Annotated in this window: 17 protein-coding genes and 2 pseudogenes; 9 read left to right on the top strand and 10 right to left on the bottom strand. The window is 65.5% G+C overall.

The features are described 5' to 3' along the window. Positions 1 to 248: 248 nt before the first annotated feature. The 5 genes and pseudogenes from EET13_RS17895 to EET13_RS17915 all read left to right on the top strand — a co-directional run bounded on the left by EET13_RS17895 (position 249) and on the right by EET13_RS17915 (position 6027). Positions 249 to 1574, top strand: coding sequence for a M23 family metallopeptidase (locus tag EET13_RS17895; RefSeq protein ID WP_122443540.1), 1326 nt, complete (start codon positions 249 to 251; stop codon positions 1572 to 1574). 25 nt (positions 1575 to 1599) lie between these two features. Continuing rightward, positions 1600 to 2586 (top strand): alpha/beta fold hydrolase, encoded by a 987-nt coding sequence (locus EET13_RS17900; RefSeq protein ID WP_122443541.1) that lies wholly within the window; start codon positions 1600 to 1602, stop codon positions 2584 to 2586. 448 nt (positions 2587 to 3034) lie between these two features. Beyond that, positions 3035 to 3664 carry an IS630 family transposase gene (locus EET13_RS17905; protein WP_244603979.1) on the top strand — a complete coding sequence of 210 codons (630 nt, stop codon included), beginning with the start codon at positions 3035 to 3037 and terminating at the stop codon, positions 3662 to 3664. A gap of 43 nt (positions 3665 to 3707) precedes the next feature. Beyond that, positions 3708 to 4800, top strand: a pseudogene (locus EET13_RS17910) (NAD(P)H-dependent amine dehydrogenase family protein). A gap of 84 nt (positions 4801 to 4884) precedes the next feature. Next, positions 4885 to 6027 (top strand): MalY/PatB family protein, encoded by a 1143-nt coding sequence (locus tag EET13_RS17915; protein ID WP_122443566.1) that lies wholly within the window; start codon positions 4885 to 4887, stop codon positions 6025 to 6027. Between the two features lie 621 nt (positions 6028 to 6648). Here the strand turns inward: EET13_RS17915 and EET13_RS17920 are convergent. Beyond that, a complete protein-coding gene (locus EET13_RS17920; RefSeq protein WP_122443542.1) occupies positions 6649 to 7215 on the bottom strand; it encodes a dihydrofolate reductase family protein in 567 nt (188 codons plus the stop codon). A gap of 218 nt (positions 7216 to 7433) precedes the next feature. Next, positions 7434 to 7973, bottom strand: a complete 540-nt coding sequence (locus EET13_RS17925) for a PadR family transcriptional regulator (RefSeq protein WP_122443567.1) — start codon at positions 7971 to 7973, stop codon at positions 7434 to 7436. A 95-nt stretch (positions 7974 to 8068) separates the two neighbouring features. On the opposite strand from EET13_RS17925, the gene EET13_RS17930 reads away from it, so the two are divergent. Next, positions 8069 to 8938: a protein kinase family protein gene (locus tag EET13_RS17930; RefSeq protein ID WP_342212290.1), complete on the top strand. Its 870-nt coding sequence runs from the start codon at positions 8069 to 8071 to the stop codon at positions 8936 to 8938. Between the two features lie 90 nt (positions 8939 to 9028). On the opposite strand, the gene EET13_RS17935 is transcribed toward EET13_RS17930, so the two are convergent. The 3 genes from EET13_RS17935 to EET13_RS17945 all read right to left on the bottom strand — a co-directional run bounded on the left by EET13_RS17935 (position 9029) and on the right by EET13_RS17945 (position 11896). After that, the gene (locus tag EET13_RS17935; protein WP_122443543.1) at positions 9029 to 9805 is read right to left on the bottom strand and encodes a 3'(2'),5'-bisphosphate nucleotidase CysQ; all 777 of its coding nucleotides are present in this window, start codon (positions 9803 to 9805) and stop codon (positions 9029 to 9031) included. Between the two features lie 94 nt (positions 9806 to 9899). Then, entirely contained in the window at positions 9900 to 11084 is a 1185-nt protein-coding gene (locus tag EET13_RS17940; protein WP_122443544.1) for an acyl-CoA dehydrogenase family protein, read from the bottom strand. Positions 11085 to 11104: 20 nt separating this feature from the next. Next, a complete protein-coding gene (locus EET13_RS17945) occupies positions 11105 to 11896 on the bottom strand; it encodes an SDR family NAD(P)-dependent oxidoreductase (protein ID WP_122443545.1) in 792 nt (263 codons plus the stop codon). A 180-nt stretch (positions 11897 to 12076) separates the two neighbouring features. Here EET13_RS17945 and EET13_RS17950 point away from each other — a divergent pair, with 180 nt between their 5' ends. Both EET13_RS17950 and EET13_RS17955 read left to right on the top strand, forming a co-directional pair. After that, positions 12077 to 12982 carry a haloalkane dehalogenase gene (locus EET13_RS17950; protein WP_122443546.1) on the top strand — a complete coding sequence of 302 codons (906 nt, stop codon included), beginning with the start codon at positions 12077 to 12079 and terminating at the stop codon, positions 12980 to 12982. Continuing rightward, on the top strand, positions 12979 to 13401 hold the full coding sequence (locus tag EET13_RS17955) for a DoxX family protein (protein ID WP_122443547.1): 423 nt from the start codon (positions 12979 to 12981) through the stop codon (positions 13399 to 13401). Before EET13_RS17950 ends, EET13_RS17955 begins: the two co-directional genes overlap by 4 nt. 326 nt (positions 13402 to 13727) lie before the next feature. Here the strand turns inward: EET13_RS17955 and EET13_RS17960 are convergent, their stop codons facing one another. Then, positions 13728 to 13985, bottom strand: a complete 258-nt coding sequence (locus EET13_RS17960) for a hypothetical protein (protein WP_122443548.1) — start codon at positions 13983 to 13985, stop codon at positions 13728 to 13730. Between the two features lie 315 nt (positions 13986 to 14300). After that, positions 14301 to 14554, bottom strand: a pseudogene (locus EET13_RS31625) (adenylate/guanylate cyclase domain-containing protein); the annotation flags it as partial. Between EET13_RS31625 and EET13_RS30475 the strand changes: the two are divergent. Continuing rightward, positions 14478 to 14645, top strand: a complete 168-nt coding sequence (locus EET13_RS30475; RefSeq protein ID WP_168991301.1) for a hypothetical protein — start codon at positions 14478 to 14480, stop codon at positions 14643 to 14645. The pseudogene EET13_RS31625 and the gene EET13_RS30475 sit on opposite strands and share 77 nt — an antisense overlap. 48 nt (positions 14646 to 14693) lie before the next feature. On the opposite strand, the gene EET13_RS17970 is transcribed toward EET13_RS30475, so the two are convergent. The 3 genes from EET13_RS17970 to EET13_RS17980 are packed head-to-tail and all read right to left on the bottom strand — an operon-like array spanning position 14694 to position 17698. Next, on the bottom strand, positions 14694 to 15587 hold the full coding sequence (locus tag EET13_RS17970) for a beta-ketoacyl-[acyl-carrier-protein] synthase family protein (protein WP_122443549.1): 894 nt from the start codon (positions 15585 to 15587) through the stop codon (positions 14694 to 14696). Continuing rightward, entirely contained in the window at positions 15571 to 16671 is a 1101-nt protein-coding gene (locus tag EET13_RS17975; RefSeq protein WP_122443550.1) for a 3-oxoacyl-ACP synthase III family protein, read from the bottom strand. The genes EET13_RS17970 and EET13_RS17975 overlap by 17 nt, the downstream gene beginning before the upstream one ends. Positions 16672 to 16699: 28 nt before the next feature. Then, positions 16700 to 17698 carry an Acg family FMN-binding oxidoreductase gene (locus EET13_RS17980; protein WP_122443569.1) on the bottom strand — a complete coding sequence of 333 codons (999 nt, stop codon included), beginning with the start codon at positions 17696 to 17698 and terminating at the stop codon, positions 16700 to 16702. Positions 17699 to 17765: the final 67 nt, after the last annotated feature.

Here is a 17765-nt window from a genome sequence, read left to right on the forward strand (position 1 = left end):
TCATCACCGGCACCAAACCAGCACACGACACGAGATTGTCATCATCGAACACCGCCGACGAGGGCGCGAACCTGTGACACACTCTCACCGAAAGTGCCTTTCTTGAGCTGGACGATTGTTGTCTGGAAACTCCAATCATCCCAGGTCAAAAGGCACTTTCCTCATCTCGACACCCGAAACGAACCCAATCCATCCGTGGATCGAGGCTAAGCTCACGGGACCCGGCACTGACCAAGGAGGCCCACCAGATGGCACCTGCACCCGCACGCCGTCCGCTCTGGAAACCGTTGGCCACCTTCTGGTTGATCCTCTTGGTCGCCGCGTGCTCGTCGGGCAACCGGAGCGGTGCCGGCGGCGGCGCATCGACCACCCCGGCCAGGTCCAACCCGCTCGCCGGTGTGACGGTGCCCGACGCGTTCACCCCGTTGACCGTTGCGCCGATCAGCCGGCCGACATTTCCTTTTCCCGGCAGCGACGGAAAGTATCACTTGGCTTTCGACGTGCAGATCACCAATGCTACCGGGGGGCCGGCCAGTTTGACCGCAGTCGACGTCGTCGACGCCCAGGAGCCCACGAAAGTGCTGGCTTCGTTCGCCGGCCCGCAATTGGTCGACCCCGCCTGTAACTACGGAAACTGCAACCGATTACGACAGCTCACCCAACAGAGCTCCCCGGACTTCGCCATAGCGCCGCAGACATCGCGGACGCTGCTGCTGGACTTCACGTTGGACACACTGTCCCAATTTCCGAAGGCGGTCATGTTGCGGCTGCACGGCACCGGGGTGACCAACCCGGCGGTGAGCAACGAACCCGGACCGCTGGATACGCTGGGTGCTCCGTTCGACATCTCGGCCGGCATGCCGCGGGTGATCAGTCCACCACTGCGGGGCAACAATTGGGTCGCCTTCAACGGCTGCTGCGATCCGGGCTGGGCGCACCGCGACGCTATCCTGCCGGTCAACATGAAGCTGAACAACAGTCAGCGTTTTGCGATCGACTGGATGCACATGGACGACCAGGGCAATTTCTACACCGGCGACCAAACCCGCAACGAGAGTTACGTCTCTTACGGGGTTCCCGTCTATGCGGTGGCCGACGGCACCGTGACCTCCACACTCGACACTGTCGAGGCCAACGTGCCGGGCATCCTGCCGGCATCCGATCCTGCCCTGGCGGCCAAGATGACAATCAACACCATCGACGGCAACCACATCGTGATGGACCTCGGTGACGGTGTGTACGCGCTCTACGCGCACCTCATCAAGGGCTCGTTGCTGGTCAAACCCGGTGACAAGGTCAAAAAAGGCCAACAGATCGCCAAACTGGGCAATACCGGCAACTCCAATGCGCCGCACCTGCACTTCCAGCTGATGAACGGCCCGTCGCTGCTGGAAGCCGACGCGGTGCCGTATGTGCTGGACTATTTCAGTTACCAGGGACAGGTGAGCACCGCCGCGGTATGGAACGCAGACAACTACCTCAGTGGCTCGTTCTTCGGGCCAGACCGACTGCAGATGCCAGAACTTCGCTCCAACCAGCTGCCGCTGTTGCTGGCGATAGCGACCTTTGCCTAACTTCTTCAAGGGAGGGACCGCACCCGTGGACATCTTCGCCGAATGGCACAGCGGCGGTACCGAATTGCGCTGGCGGTCGACCACCGCGGCCAATGATGGTGCCGAGGTGTCGGTGTTTACCCGCCGCTGCGGAACATCGGGGGCGCCGGCGCTGGTCCTGGTCCACGGCTTCCCGACGTCCAGCATCGACTACTTCGGGTTGGCGGGCGAATTGGGCTCGGATTTCGATATCTTCGTGCTCGACTTCCCGGGCTACGGTATGTCCGACAAGCCGCCCGAGCCCTACGTCTACTCGTTGTACGACGACGCCCGCTTACTCGTGCACGCCATCAGGGGGGTGTGGCAACTGACCGAGTTCCGGATGCTGACCCACGACCGCGGCAGCAGCGTGGGCATGATCGCGCTGGGCATGCTGGCCGCCGAGAACCCACCGGCACTGCCGCGGGACGTGATCATCACCAACGCCAACATTTACCTGCCGCTGTCGAACCTCACCGCGTTCCAGACGGCGCTGCTCGACGCGGCAACGGGACGGGCTACCGCCGCCGCGACGACGCCCGAACTGCTCGCGGCCGGCCTGGGGGCCAGCACGTTCATCCCGCGGCGCACGCTGGACGATCCGGAGATCGCCGCGTTGGCGAAGTGCTTTGCCCACAACGACGGCATCCGCGTGCTGCCCGACACAATTCAGTATCTGCACGAGCGGGCAGCCGACGAAACACGTTGGCTTGAAGAGCTTTCCACAATCTCTCTGAACACGACGCTGGTCTGGGGACTGCACGACAGCGTCGCCCCGCTGCGCGTCGCCAACCATGTCTGGCAGGCGTATCTGAAAGACCAGCCCGGGCGCAGCCGCTACTGGGTGATACCCGGTGCCGATCACTACCTGCAATGTGATGCGCCCGTGGAATTGGCCCGGATTGTCCGCCGCACCGCCACCGGCGAGGAGCTGCCCCTGCACACACTCGGAGACCGACCCGAGGGCGCGGTCTTGGTGGACCAGAGCGATTAAGGCAAGCGGCGATCGGTGCGCGCACGGCCAATTCGTTGGGCTGATCGGCAGTGCCGATGCGAGGCTCGCAGCACAACGCGGGGTAGCTTCGACCGTCCGGCCTACCGACCACAACCTAACTTTTGTTCACCGCTGGCGTTGGCGAACCGCGGCTTCAGTCGTCATGCCTTGACCTGGCGCCCCGGGCACCGTTAGCTTGGGGATCAAATATTCGGTATTCTTCGTCGCCGCAACCGAAGGGGCCACCGATGCCCTACCTGGTACCCGAACTGCACGTCAGGGACTCGACGTGGGTTGATGGGCTACGGCTGCGTGGGTCGGCAATGCGGTCGCCGTGTCTGCTGCGCTTCGGTGTGCAACCCCGCCCACCGGCGACGGCTGCTATCCCCCTAGTGTCCTGTCATTAATTCGCCCGCTCTTATGCCGAACAGGCGAGTTGGAGGGCTGGATGCGGCGCCGCAAGAGTGCTGCGGGGCTGGCATTGCGGGCTCGGATCGTGTTGGCCGCGGCCGACGGTGGTTCCAATGTCGAACTGGCAGAGCGGCTGGAGCTTGATCGCGGAACGATCCGCAGGTGGCGCAATAGGTTTGTGCAGTACCGCTGCGATGACGTGCTCGATGAGCCACGCCCCGGCCGGCCGCGGCTGGTCGGCGATGGGCAGATCGAAGCGTTGATCACCGCGACGTTGGAGAGCGCGCCGCCAGATGCCACGCACTGGTCGACGCGGTCGATGGCCGAGCACCTGGGGTTGAGTCAGTCGATGGTTTCGCGGGTATGGCGGGCGTTCGGATCGGCTCCGCACAAACAGGATTCCTGGAAATTGTCCAAGGACCCATTGTTCGTCGAGAAGGTCCGCGATGTCGTTAGGCTCTGCCTCAACCCTCCCGAGCGTGCGGTGGTGCTCTGTGTCGACGAGAAGACCACCCACACCTCGGTACGCCAACTCAACGCCGACATCCGCGCCTGGATCCAAACCTCAAACGACAGCCCCCGCCCCTACGTCTGGACCAAAACCGCCGACCAAATCCTCGAATCGGTCGCTAACAAGAGCCGCCGAATTAATGACTCAGGACACTAGGCGATCTGCAGCGGACCCGCGGAGCCGCGACAAACGAGAAACGATGACGCACCGTGTGGTGGTGTGGGCGACGAGTGGCATCGGGTCGATCGCGATCCGCGCCATCCAGCACCGTCGGAAACTGGAACGTGCTGGGGTGTGGGTACATTCGCCCCACAAGGTCGGCAAGGACGCCGGCGGGCTCGCCAACGGAGAGTCGATAGGTCTTGCCGCCACCGATGACGCGGACGCAATGATTGCCCTCGAGCCCGAATGCGTGGTCTATGCGGCCGCCGGCCCCGAACGCGACGCGCTCGCGATCCCCGACTACGTGAAGCTGCTCGAAGCTGGGATCAACGTCGTCACGACCAGTACGACGCGGCTGGTCAATCCGCAGGCCTACCAGCCACCGAATGGCGCGACCAACTCGCTGCCGCGGCCAGGCAAGGCCGGGTGTCGCTGTATGCCTCAAGTATCGAACCGGGCTTCGCCGCCGATTATCTGCCGTTGGTGCTGTCCACCCAGTCGTCGACCATCGAGAAGATCCATGCTCTGGAGATCGGCCTGCATGACGATCACGGCGTCGCTGACATCATGATCAACGGGCTGGGATTCGGACAGTCGCTCGACTATCAACGCTGGGTCGCCAGTGCCGGCGCGATAGCCGCCGAATGGCAGGGACAGATCCGATTGATCGCCGATGCGCTTGGCATCCAATTGCAGGAAATCCGTGAACGATTCGATCGCACCGTCACCAACCGGACGCTGGAGGTGGCGATGGGTACCGGGGCGGCCGGAACATGTGGGGCGATACGCATGCAGGCCATCACCGTGGCCGAGGACCGCGAAGTCATCGTCATCGAGCACGTCACCCGACTCGCGCACGATATCGCGCCCCACTGGCCGACCGGTGTGGGGAACCTGTCCTACCGCATCGTGATCAACGGGATCCCGATATCGACTGCACCATGGCGGCAACGCTGCGGGACCCGGGTCGGGCCGGAATCGCGAGCATGACCTCGGGGGCCGGCGCGATGGTTGCCACCGCAATTCGCGTCGTGAATGCCGTCCCCTATGTCATCGCCGCCGAGCCGGGCCTGCTCAGTTCGGTGGATTTGCCGTTGACCATCCCCGCGCACGCCTTTGCCGCCCGGTGACTCCGCACCGTTGCGCCGTAATCTGCAACGGTGACCAATCCGTTCGAGGAGCCGACGCTCGAGCAACTGCGGCGCCGCACCAGCATGAAATGGCGCGCGTACCCGGCCGATGTCCTGCCGTTGTGGGTCGCGGAGATGGATGTCAACCTTGCGCCGACGGTGGCCGCCGCCATCCACGGTGCCGTCGACCGCGGGGACACCGGATATCCCCACGGCACCGCCTATGCCGAGGCGGTAGCCGAATTCGCCTCTCAGCGTTGGCAATGGCACGACCTGGATATCGGGCGCACCGCGATCGTGCCCGACGTCATGCTCGGTGTCGTTGAGCTGCTCCGGCTGGTCACCGACCGCGGTGACGCGGTGATCGTCAATTCGCCGGTCTACGCGCCGTTCTACGCCTTCGTGTCCCATGACGGCCGCCGCGTGATCGAAGCGACGCTGGGTATTGACGGCCGGATCGATCTCGACACGCTGGAGCAGGCATTCGCTCGCGCTGCTGGTTCCGGCGGGAAGGTCGCCTACCTGTTGTGCAATCCCCATAACCCGACCGGCGCCGTCCACACCGTCGACGAACTGCGCGAGGTCGCCGAACTGGCGCGCCGGTTCGGCGTCCGGGTGGTGTCTGACGAAATTCATGCGCCTCTCGTGCCGCCCGGGGCCCGATTCACGCCGTATCTCAGTGTCCCCGGCGCCGAGAATGCCTTCGCCGTGCTGTCCGCGTCAAAAGCGTGGAACCTCTGCGGCATCAAAGCCGCCGTGGCCATCGCCGGCGCCGAAGCAGCCGCCGACCTTCGCCGCATGCCCGAGGAGGTCAGTCACGGACCAAGCCACCTGGGTGTCATCTCGCATGCCGAAGCCTTCCGCAGCGGCGGCATTTGGCTAGACGCCGTACTGCGCGGCCTAGATGCCAACCGAAACTTGGTGGGCGCTCTGGTCGACCAACACCTTCCCGGGGTGAAATACCTGTGGCCGCAAGGGACTTACCTCGCTTGGCTGGATTGTCGCCAGCTCGGTTTCGCTGAACATGCCGCCGACGGTCTTGCGGTGGTGTCGGACCTATCGGGCCCGGCCAGGTGGTTCCTGGACCACGCCCGCGTCGCGCTGAGTTCCGGGCACGTGTTCGGCACCGGCGGGGACGGGCACGTGCGCATCAATTTCGCGACCAGCCAAGCCATTCTGACCGAGGCCGTATCGCGAATGGGCCGGGCGCTATCCGACGTCCACTAGTTTGCCCCAGGCTCATGGAGCTACGCCGTCTCCTCGTCGACGCCTTCGTCGGCGCGGAGGAACTTTCGTGGGTGATGCATGGTGTTGGTGCGGGGTTGGCCGCGACCGCTTGCCGCCCAACTCCTCGGCGCTGGCTTGGCGGGCCAAGTTGTTGATCAGCTGATGCTCGGGCACGCGCAGGCGCCGGCGCACCTTTTCACACCGCTGCATCAACGCCAACCACACCGGGGTGGTCAACGCATCAAAGTTCAAATCCACCACCGTGTCCAGCGCCGCATCAAAACATCAAAGGCCGCCGTGACTGTCTCCCGATCCACGACACCACCCGAGCTCATACCCGCAATCTGTCGATGGACGCCGACAAGAACTGGGCAGAAAGTTACTGCCAGACAACCGATTTCACATGTTCACTCACAGCGAACAGGTGCCCGCTGTACCGGCCGGCACCTTGACCGCAGATCAAGGCTTGTGCGGCGATCGGTCGTTCTGCGCATTTCGGAGGGTAGCCGCCGGACCGTTGGTGGATGTCGAACAAGCCGGCCGTCCGGCAGCAGTGGCGAGGTGCCGCTCGAGTCGTGTAGCTCGTAATGCCTTCGCAGGTCGTCTCGCCGGGGAGTTCGATCAGTCGTGTTTGGCCTCGTAGCGCAGCAGGACTGCGCCGCCCGGGAAGGTGCGGTTTTCCAACAGTCGCAGCGAGATCCATGACGGCAGGGTTGGGAAGAACGGGGTGCCCCCGCCCACCGCGGTGGGCGTGACCACCATCCGGTACTCGTCCACCAGTCCGGCCCGCACGATTGGTGCGGCCAGCGTCGCGCCGGCCACCTCCAGCCTGCCGTCGGTTTCGGCTTTCAGCCTCCTTACCACCTCGACCGGGTCGCCGCGTTCCAGGCGGGAGTTCCAGTCGACGGACTTACACGTGTGCGAGAACACGACCTTGGGCATATCGCGCCAGATTTGGGCGAAGTCGACGATCAAAGGGGTGGCGTTCGGGGCCTTGTCAGCGGTCGGCCAATACGCGGACATCAGTTCGTAGAGCCGCCGGCCATAGAACGACCGAGCGGTCTCACGCTCGAAGTCGTTCCAGTACTGGTGCAGTTCCTCGCTCGGATCGGCCCATTCGATGTTGCCTTGCGCGTCGGCGATGTACCCGTCCACCGACACGTTGAAGCCATAGATCAGTTTGCCCATGCAGATCAGACTGCACCGGAGGGCAAAACTCATCGCCGCGTCACGAAAACATTGTCAAATCCTTATGGTGGATGGGCGAGATGGCGGAAAGCCCTTCTGCCGCAGCCGAAAGCTGCATACCAGCCCCGCTGAGGCCAATGGCCCAAAGCCACTGCCCGCACGCGGATCTGAACACCGTGCGAGCCCAATGCATCTGCTGAATCGCGTGACGATCCACGTCAGTCGCTACGTCGAACACCCCGGCGATCCAGGCCCTCGATGACCCAGCTGGCCCATTCGCTCTCTTGGCGGCTCCACCGCAACCCCTGCTCGAGAACGGCGCGGGCAAAGAAGCTGTCGTCGTCATCGTCGGACCAGTCGTAGGCGTCTCGGATCTGCTGATAGTGCGCATGCTCCTCCTCGGCCAGCGACAACAGCGATTCCAGGTACTTGCGCGCCTGACCCGGAGACAGTTGGCCGAGCAGGAACACCCGCAACAACGCGGCGTTGCGAATGGGCGGATCCTCCTGCGGAGAGGTCATCCAGCGATGTAGCTCCGCGCGCCCCGCATCGGTGATCGCATACTCCTTGCGACCCCGCGGCCCCACGTCGGACGCCTTGATCAGACCCGCGGCAGCCAGCTTGTTGAGTTCGCCGTAGAGCTGGCTCTGGGTAGCCGGCCAGACGTTGTCCATGGACAACTTGAACCGTTTCAGCAGGTCATATCCACTACCGGGCTCCTGGGAAAGCAACCCCAGCGCGGCATGTCGCAAGCTCACCCGCTCATCGTAACGTTCCAGCATTGACATGTCACTAGTGACATGCCAATATTCACATGTCATTGTTGGATGGTTGAGTCTGCGAGGAGCACCAGATGAACCACACCGCCCGCCCGGACGCACAGGCCCATCGCGGCGGCGACAACGACGCCCCGCAGCCCGCGGGCGGGCCGGAAACCAAGCGCCGAGCCGGCGTGATCGACTCGTTTCTGAAGTCACCCTTCGCTGGAATCGCGCCGTGGGCGCTGCTGTCGATCCTGTCCGGACCGGGCCGCTTCGAAGAGGCTGTCCTTGCCGCATTGGGGTTCTCGTTGCTGGTCATGCTGGCTGGCCTCATCCGGGGCATCAAGGTTCACGCCCTGGAGGTCTTCGGTGCGCTGTTCTTCGCGGCGCTGGCGGTGGTCGGATTGGTCGCGACGGACAGCATGATCGGTTGGCTGGAACTGTGGTCGGGCGAACTGACCAACATTTGTCTGGCGAGTTTCGCCTGGTTCACCCTGCTGATCCGTAAGCCGTTCACCATGGCATACGCCAAAGACACGACCCCCCAAGAGTATTGGGCCAGCCAGCTGTTTCGGCGAATCAATGCGGTGCTCACCGCGGTATGGGCAAGCGCGTTCACCTTCGCTGCCGCGGTCGGTTTCATCGGTGACTACGTCTTTCACGACCCCAGCAATTTCTGGACGGGCTGGATTCTGCAGCTGGCGGCCATCTTCTTTGCGGTGGCGGTCACCGAGTTCTACCCGGATTACGCCTCGGCCAGGCTCGACCTGGCCAACGGTGAACCGGTCCGGTTGCCGTCCACCGTCGGGCTCATCGAGTGGTTGCCCACGTTCGTCGTGGTCACCGGGATCGCGGGCCTGGTCACCGGCTCGGTCGATTTCGCAGTGGGTATCGCGCTGATCGTGACCGGCAGCGTGGCATCCGGCCTCGTCGTGAAGCTCTTCGCCGCGAGCCGGCCCTGACGCGAGCCGATACGTTGGTCCACAACGGAACCACGGCCGGGCTGCGCCCCACCGCTTGATCCGCAAGCGACTGATGAGAACTTCTCGACGCTAGGCCAGTCGACTTTGGGTATCACCGCTACCGGGCCGCCGGTTCGCGCCGCCGGTGACGGCCAGTACGGCCTCAGCCAGTTCCGAGCGGCACACCACCAGGTCCGGAAGCTTAGGATCCGCCCGGTTGTAGGCCAAGGCGGATCCGTCGATCCGAGAAGCGTGCAAACCGGCGGATCGGGCCACCGCCACCGGCGCGGCGGAGTCCCATTCGTATTGGCCTCCGGCGTGCACGTAGACATCGGCCAGCCCACGCACCACCGCTGCCACCTTGGCTCCGGCCGAACCCATTTCGGCCACCGTGGCGCCCAGCGCGTCGCGCACGGCCAGCGCGATAGCAGGCGCCCGGGTACGCGACACGACAATGCGTGGTCGACCGGATGCGGCGGGCGGTGGCGCCACGTGTGGTGTAGCCAGGGTGATGCCCTGCGCCGGCAGCGCCACGGCACCGGCAACGAGCGCACCGGCCTGCCACAGCGCCACATGCACCGCCCAGTCATCTCTTCCGGGTTCGGAGAACTCACGCGTACCGTCGAGCGGATCGATGATCCACACCCGGGCCGCCCGCAACCGCACCGGGTCGTCGGCACCCTCCTCGGACAGCACCGCATCGACGGGCCGCCGCATCGCCAGTGCGCGCATCAAGAAGTCATGGGATCGCTTGTCCCCCACAGCTTTTCGCTCATGCGCAGCGACACCGGCGAACTCCTGACGGACGTCGAGCAGCAGCCGGCCGGCCTCGGCGGCCAGCCGTTCGGCAAGAGCGTGGTCATCCATGGCGAACCGTTTTCTGCGTTTGGCAATCTTTGCCAAATTACCGCACCGCGGATCGGCTGATCGCCGTCCGGACGGGACGTATAGGCAAGCGGATTCAGAGGCCGAACTGGTCCTCGATGATGCCCAGCCACACCTGGGCGCAGTCGATGGCAACCTTCTCGCTGATGAAGGCGTGCTGCGTCCCGGTGTACATATCGCGGAACGCGCGTTCTAGACGACTGCCTTCGCGGATCGAGCTCGTCCCGGCGACCAGGTGCGCCCACTCCGCACAGCTTCGCGCGGTGTCGGTGGCGTAGACCGCCGCCGCGCGCATGTCGGCTCGCAACGGGGGGGTCAGGTCGTCACCGGCGGCGACCGCGGCTTCTGCGGTGGTGAACGCGTCGAGTACCAGCAGGCGCGCGGCCCGCCATGCCGCGACGTGGTGCGCGAGACCCTTCTGGAAGGTCGGGCGACTGGCCAATGGCGCCATGTCGCTCATCCGATACTTCGTGGCCGCCAGGTCGGCGACGTCGTCAAGCATGCTTTTACCCACCCCGAGCGCCCACGATGCATGACCGGCGGCGGTGACGGGCATCAGTCCCATCCGGGCGGCCGGGGAGCCGCCCCGGTAAGGCTCGCGGGTAAACAGCGGGAACGTTCGGCATTCCGGAACGAACACATCCTGGACGCCGTAGTCATAGGAGCCGGTTCCCTTGAGCCCCTGCACATACCAGCCGTCGTTGAACTGGATCTCGGCACGCGGAACCACGGCCACCCGCATGTCGGGGATGCCCTCGCTGATCCAGCGCATTTCGCCGTTGTCCACCGGGAAAAACCCCGCGGCGATGTATTGCGAATGACCGATGCCCGAGCCGAAGCTCCACGATCCGCTCAACCGGTAGCCGCCGTCCACGGCAATCCCCTGCCCGTTGGGGAAGAACTGGCCACCCATCGTGACGCGGTTGTCGTGGGAGCTGAACACCTCGGCAAATCCGTCGTCGGGCAGATACGTCGCGGCGGCGAACCGCGACGGCAGGTTGGCGATCCCGATCCATCCGAAAGACCCATCTTGCCAGGCCATTTCGATCCAGGTCTCGATCATGTCGGCCAATGGCGGCTCGACACCGCCGGCCGCGACGGGACTGAGCGCCGTCATCAGCCCGGTGGCCCACATAGCCTCGACGGTCGGATCGGTCAGCGTACGGTTTCGCTCGGATTCGGCGGCCTCGGCCCGCACCAGTTCGCGCATCCCGCGCGCCAATGCGACGACCCGCCCGCCCGCTTCGGCTGTCGGCGTCATGGGGCTTCCTATCACTTGTCTCAGTCGGGAAAACCGAAAAGGCGGACAACGCCGTGATCGCGTCCGGCCGTGTAGCCGCCGTCGACGGCAATGGCCTGACCCGTCACGAAGGACGCCTGCGTCGACACCAAGAAGGCGGCCACGGCCGCGATCTCCTCGGGGCGGCCCAGCCGGCGGAGGGCATGCTCGGTGACGATGGAGGCCTTCGGGCTTTCCATCCCGGGCATCCCGAAGACGCTTTCGGTCATCGGCGTGGTGATGAAGCCCGGGCAGACGGCGTTGGCGCGGATACCGCTCGGCCCGTAGTCGAGCGCAATGTTCTTGGTCAGCAACACCACACCGCCCTTGGCGGCGTTGTAGGAGCTACCGCCGGCCGTGCCTTCCAGACCCTCGATACTGGCCAGCGTCACGATCGAGCCGCGCTCGCCATCGATGCGGGACTGCTCGATCATCCTGGCCAGTGCGGCCTTGGCAACCAGGAACGTTGCTGTCAAGTTGATCCCGATGACCCGGTCCCACTCTGATCGGGGCAACAGGTGCACCGGGCCGCCCCCGGCGACCCCGGCCGAGTGCACGACCCCGTCGAGGCGGTCGGGCACGGCGTCCATAACGGCGGCGACGGCGGTTTCGTCGGTTACATCGGCCGCCACGAACGTGAATTGCCGACCGAGGTCCTCGGGCGGGGCGACGAGGTCGGCGCCGATGACCGAACCGCCGTCGTCCAGCAGGCGACGGGCGGTCGCCAGGCCGATGCCCGAGGCCGCGCCCGTCACGACGAACGTGCGCGAGCGGGCACGTTCAGCGTTGCCCACGGCCGGTCCTGTCTGGAAGCCGGTGGTCGATCTCGACCATGAGATCTCCTGTCTGGGCGCAGCCCGTACTTCCGCACATGCTAGACGCAGCCGAAATTCCGCCCGGCCGGCCCACCGGCACCTCGCGGCAGCATGGCAGGCTTGCCTCAGCAGACCATGCCGCCGCGAAGGAGCTGACCGATGGATGTCGTGAGAACACCGGATGCCCGGTTCGAGAACCTGGTCGGCTACCCGTTCGCACCGCACTATCTTGAGGTGGCGGCAACCGGTACTCCGGCCGTGCGCATGCACTATGTCGACGAGGGTCCCACCGATGGACCGCCGATCGTCCTGCTGCATGGCGAGCCCACCTGGAGCTACCTGTACCGGACGATGATCCCGCCGCTGGCCCGGGCCGGCCACCGGGTCCTGGCGCCCGACCTGATCGGCTTCGGCCGTTCCGACAAGCCAACCCGCATCGAGGAATACACCTATCTGCGTCATGTCGAATGGGTGACATCGTGGCTTGAGAATCTCGATCTGAAGGGTGTCACGCTCTTCGTGCAAGATTGGGGATCGCTGATCGGGCTGCGTATCGCCGCCGAGCAGGATGCCCGGATAGCGGCACTGGTGGTGGCGAACGGCTTTCTTCCCACCGCACAGCAACGCACGCCGCCCGCCTTCTACATCTGGCGGGCATTCGCGCGCTACTCCCCCGTGCTGCCCGCGGGTCGCATCGTCGACACCGGTACCGTGCGCAAGGTTTCGGCCGAGGTGCGAGCCGGCTACGACGCTCCGTTCCCCGACAAGAGGTATCAGGCAGGCGCGCGGGCCTTTCCCCAGTTGGTACCGACCTCGGCCAACGACCCCGCCATTCCGGCCAACCGCGCCGCCTGGGACGCACTGGGCCGGTGGGACAAGCCATTTCTTGCCATCTTCGGCAAACGCGACCCGATCCTGGGACGAGCCGACCGCCCGCTGATCAACCACATACCGGGCGCGGCGGGTCAGCCGCACGCCCGCATCAACGCCAGCCACTTCATCCAGGAGGACAGCGGACCGGAGCTGGCCGAACGGATTGTCTCCTGGCAGCAGGCGCTTCGATGAGTCCGGGGCAGAATTCGGCGTCGCCGGCCACCGCCAGTGCCGGCGCATCGCGTGACTCCAACCAGATCGCCGCGTATCGGATCGCCGCGCTCTTGATCGGCGTGGGCACCGTTCATTTCGTGGCGCCCAAACCGTTCGACGACATCATCCCCGCCGAACTGCCCGGCAACCCGCGCCTCTACACGTGGGTATCGGGTGTCGCCGAGTTGGTCATCGGAGCGCTGTTGCTGCCGCGACGCACCCGGCGCCGGGCTGCACTGGCGGCCGCGGGATTGTTCGTGGCGGTCTTTCCGGGCAATCTCAACATGGTCCGGCTGTGGTGGGACAAGCCCTGGCCGATGCGGATCATCGCGCTGGCGCGGCTGCCGTTGCAGATACCCATGATCACCACCGCGCTCAGGGTCAGCCGTAACAGTTAGGTTCCGCAACGGCAGGCGAAGCCGGCCGGCGCCTCGCGGATGAACCGAAATAGCCGTGGCAGCACGCGGTTTGAAGCCCAGCGCACCAGCCCTGGCCCGAAGTCTCGCCATGAATTCGTCATGGCGGGCCGCATCGCCCTGCGCCAGGGCGACCAGACCGCGTAGCCGCAGCAGTGGCAGTTCGTGACGACGAAGCCGAAGCTGTCGTGTCTTAGCGCGAGCAGCCGCAAAAGCCACCGACACGCCGAGCGTGCGGGGGCTTTTGCGGCTGCTCGCGGTAGGCGCCAGGCTTCCCCGACCTCTCCGACCTCCCCGACCTACCCGACCTACCCGACCTCCAATTTGGCATAACTTCCGGCGTAGAACAGGCCGACCGCGAGCGCTGGATCGCCGATGGATTCGATCAAGGCGATGAATTCGCCGGCCAGCCGCGCGAGCGTGTCCGTTGACGGCCAGCGCCACGATGTTTGGGGCATGCCAATCGCCAGGGAGATCTCGTCGTGGGCTTCGGCGCATAGTTCCCGCAGCTCGTCAATGCCGGTATCGCTGGCATTGCCGCCAGCGCGCAATGCGTTGGAGCGCAACAGGTTTTCTGTGCATTCTGCATCCCCACCCGACCCGGATCGGTTGTGGGCAGGCCTTCGGCCGCACTGCGCGCCCGTTGCCAGCTGGTCCGGGCCGACGCGAGATCGCGGTGTCTGGACCAACCTCCGGTGCGCATGTGCCAGGCGAATGCGGCGCGCGCGTCGCCGGCGGCTTCGAAGTGCTCGGCGAAAAGCGGCATCACGGGTGTGCGATTCGCAGTAGGTGGTGACTACCGCCACGCCACGGCCGACCCCCAACCGGGTCGCCGCAGCGACGGTGCGGCTCCAGGTGCGCCGTCGATTCGCTCAACATGACGCCGTCAGGCAGGCCCGCAGCGCGTGATCCTCGAGAGCGGCCGGTGCCCCGACTACCGCCATGATGCCGTCACCGGTGAACTTGTCGACCGTGTCGCCGTACGCGCTGCACCGCGCTGCCCGAGCGGATAAACACCTCGGTCATGGTCTCACGCAGCCGCTCAGCGTGGGGCCACCATGTCCATCGAGCCCACCACATCGGCGAACAAGGCCGTGACCTGCTTGTACTCCGCTGATCGGGGGCTACGGGTCAGTGGCGTAGCGCATTCGCTGCAGAACTTCGCGGTGGCGGCCGCCCCGTTGCCACACGACCGGCAGGAGGCGTGGCTGCGAAGGCTCCACTGACGTCCACCTCGGTACCGTGGCACTGCCCGAGACGCTGGGTCTACATATTCACCCGACGACGCGGGGCGGCTGACGATACAGCGCTGCACCCGCGGTCACGCCGGCACCGGCAGCCACGAACAGCACCTGGGCGCCCGCGGGCAAGCTGTCGACCTGGCCTTCGAAAGCGGCGGCCAGCGCCGCGGTGTGCATGTTCTCGTCGTCGGCCACGTGGATCAGCATTACCGGCACCCCGAGCCGCTCGCCCAGCGCCACGCGGAACCCCTGCCGTGGCGGGGCAGCAACGATCATGTCGATGGCCGAAAGCCGCACGGAATGTGCCGCCAGGCAGGCGGTAACCGCCCGGGCTGCCGCGGCGGCGAACTGATCATCGATGCCAGCCGACTCGCTGAACCGAAGAACATTGCGGGCATCGGCGAAACCGACTGTGGTGCAGAATGTCTCGTCGGCCGCCGCGTCGTCCAGGTTCGCCCACGAAACGCGGCTCAAACCGTAGTCGTCGTTGGTCCAGCCACACAACAACGCGGCTCCGGCGGCCGAGAACGGGAAGTGCTCGCTCATCCCGTGCCCCGGATCGGCGTCGCTGGCCACGATCAGCGCGCGGTGGATGCTGTGGGTGCGCAAAAATCCGTCGACGATCTGCAGGGCGGTCAACACACCGCAGGAACCGTTAGCGATGTCGAAGGAGAACGTGCCGTGCGCATCGGCGTGGGGATCCTCGGGATTGGCCCCGATATCGTCCTGGATGAGGGCCGCCAGCGCGGGTTCGCCCAGATTCCGGTCACGGTAGATGCCCGCGTTAACGACCAAATCCAACTCGTCGGGATCGCAGCCCGCTCGCTGCAGACAATCCTTGGCCGCGGTGACGGCCAGGTGCAGCGCGCTGTGGCGATGCAGCAGGCCCGGGTGCGCGAGGTCGACTCGGTCAATGACTGTGCCCATACCGGCTCACCATATTTTCATCCAGGGTCATTAGGACGATCCCTATTTCCAGCCCGGATGCCAACGCGATCAGCGCTATCCGCTCCCCGGGCGCGATGTGTCCGGCCTCGAGTTCCTCGACCAGGGCCACCGTGTGGGTGGTCGATGCCGTGTTGCCGTAGCGGTCGACGGTGATCACCGCGTCGTGCCGGGGCTTGTCGCCAAAGGACTGCGACATTCGGGCCATTCCCTTGCGAATTGCCCGTGCCGACGTCTGATGGGTGATCACGTGATCGATGTCGTGAATCGAAATGCCGGCGGTATCAAGGACTTCCTGTAACAGCAGCGGCGTGTTTTCCATCGCGGCCCGGTGGATGGCGCGGGCGTTGGTGAACATCCGCGCGCCCGGGTCGTGTCCGCGTGGGTAGGCCAGGCACAGTCGGCTGTAGTCGGCAACGGTAGTGAACCCGGCCAGAGCGATTCCCGCCGAACCGACGGGCGCGCGCTCCAGCAGCAGCGCCGCACCGGCATCGCCGAGGGTCAACGAGGCCAGCTCCTTGCTCATGATGTTGCGAATATGGCGCGCGGCGTTATGGCTGAGCTGGGAAATGTATTCGCCACTGACGACCAGTCCGCGCTCGACCACACCCTGCCGAATCCAGTTGTTCAGAATCGTTACCCCGGTGAGCATTCCGGCGCAGGCATTGGATACATCGAACGTCATTGCCCGCCCGGCCCCGATGGCGCGGGCGACGGCGCTGCTCATGGTCGGCTCCAGCCATTGTGTGAGGCCGCCGCGGAACTTGGTGATGCTGCAGTTGATCACCACATCCAGCGCCGCCGGGTCCTGCCGCGCGGCAGCCAGCGCGTTCAGCGCCGCGGAAGTGGCCAGGGAGTAGGAATCCTCATCGCCCACCGACACCCGGCGCTCCCGGATTCCGGTCAGCCGTTCCAGGTCGATGTGAGTGTGATGACGGGTGGTTGACATCAATTCGTCTGTGGTGAGATGTGTCTCGGGCAGATGCCGACCGGCGCCGGCGACCCGGGTGACGAACGGCACCTGCGGGCCGTTTGCGGCCTCCATTACCAGCCAATGTCGCGTCATGGGCGCGACCTCCTTCCGGCGGTTCCGGTCAACGCCGAAACTCGAGTACTTCCGTCACGGGCCGCCGCGCGGTGCGCTCGACGTGCTGGTCGTTGGCCGGTGATCGGCCGACTCGGATGAGCAGCTGCGGACGGCCCGCAGTCCCGGTGATCTGGGCGATGATGTTGCGGCTCATCGCGATTTCGGTCATATGCGTCAGCGTGCACGTGGCCATGCCCGCCATGGTGCATTCGAGCAGCACGGCCGACATCGCCTCGCCGCAGCGCAACACATCCAACGGCTCATCACTGTCCGTGGACAACACCACGATTTTGGACTGGTCGTGATCGATACCCGGACGCCGGTGCCCACCGCCTGCCGGTGGAAACGCCCGCGCGACATCGACTCGAGCCGCTTCGGCGCTGGACACCAGGGCGCCTTCCGGCGCGTGACTGGGGTCTTCCGTGAACGGTGATGTCCACCAACGCAATTCGGATAGGTAGGTGGTGTCGTAACGGCGCAGCATCTCGGTGAGCCGGGACGCTTCGGCCAGGGCCGGACGTTGGTCGTCGGCCACCACGGCCAATTGGACGTGATGGGGCGCGACCGCGCGGCGCAGCACGGACTCCGCCGCGGTCCAACGGCCGGGCGGGTCGAACGGCAATCGGTCGGTGCGGCGTCGCAGGATGGCCTGCGCCCGGCGCTGCTGCTCTGCCGTGACGGTTTCCGCACGACGAAATCGCAGCGTTGCCAGGTGATCCTGGTTGACAGGATCGGGAAGCCGTTCGTTGGTCGTCTCCCAGCCCGCGACCGACATGGCGACGCGCAGGTGATCCAGCACGGCACCACAGCTCAACAACAGCTCGCGGCCCGTGTGGTCGGTGGCCGGCATCGCCCGGTTAGGGTCGGCCCACAGCTGCAGCGTCGCATCGGCCGCGATCCACCGCCATGGCTGGCTGTTATGCAATGACGGAGCATGACACGCCAGCATCACCGCTTCGCGGATCACCACCGCATCGGGTCTATCGGGCCCCGGCGCAGCCGTCATGAGCATCACCCTTCGTCTGATGACGTCAACGCTAGGAACTGGCGCCGCGCGCCGACAGGGCCGTTGG

Origin of the sequence: Mycobacterium attenuatum (assembly GCF_900566085.1) — a bacterium.
GTDB classification, from domain to species: Bacteria; Actinomycetota; Actinomycetes; order Mycobacteriales; family Mycobacteriaceae; genus Mycobacterium; species Mycobacterium attenuatum.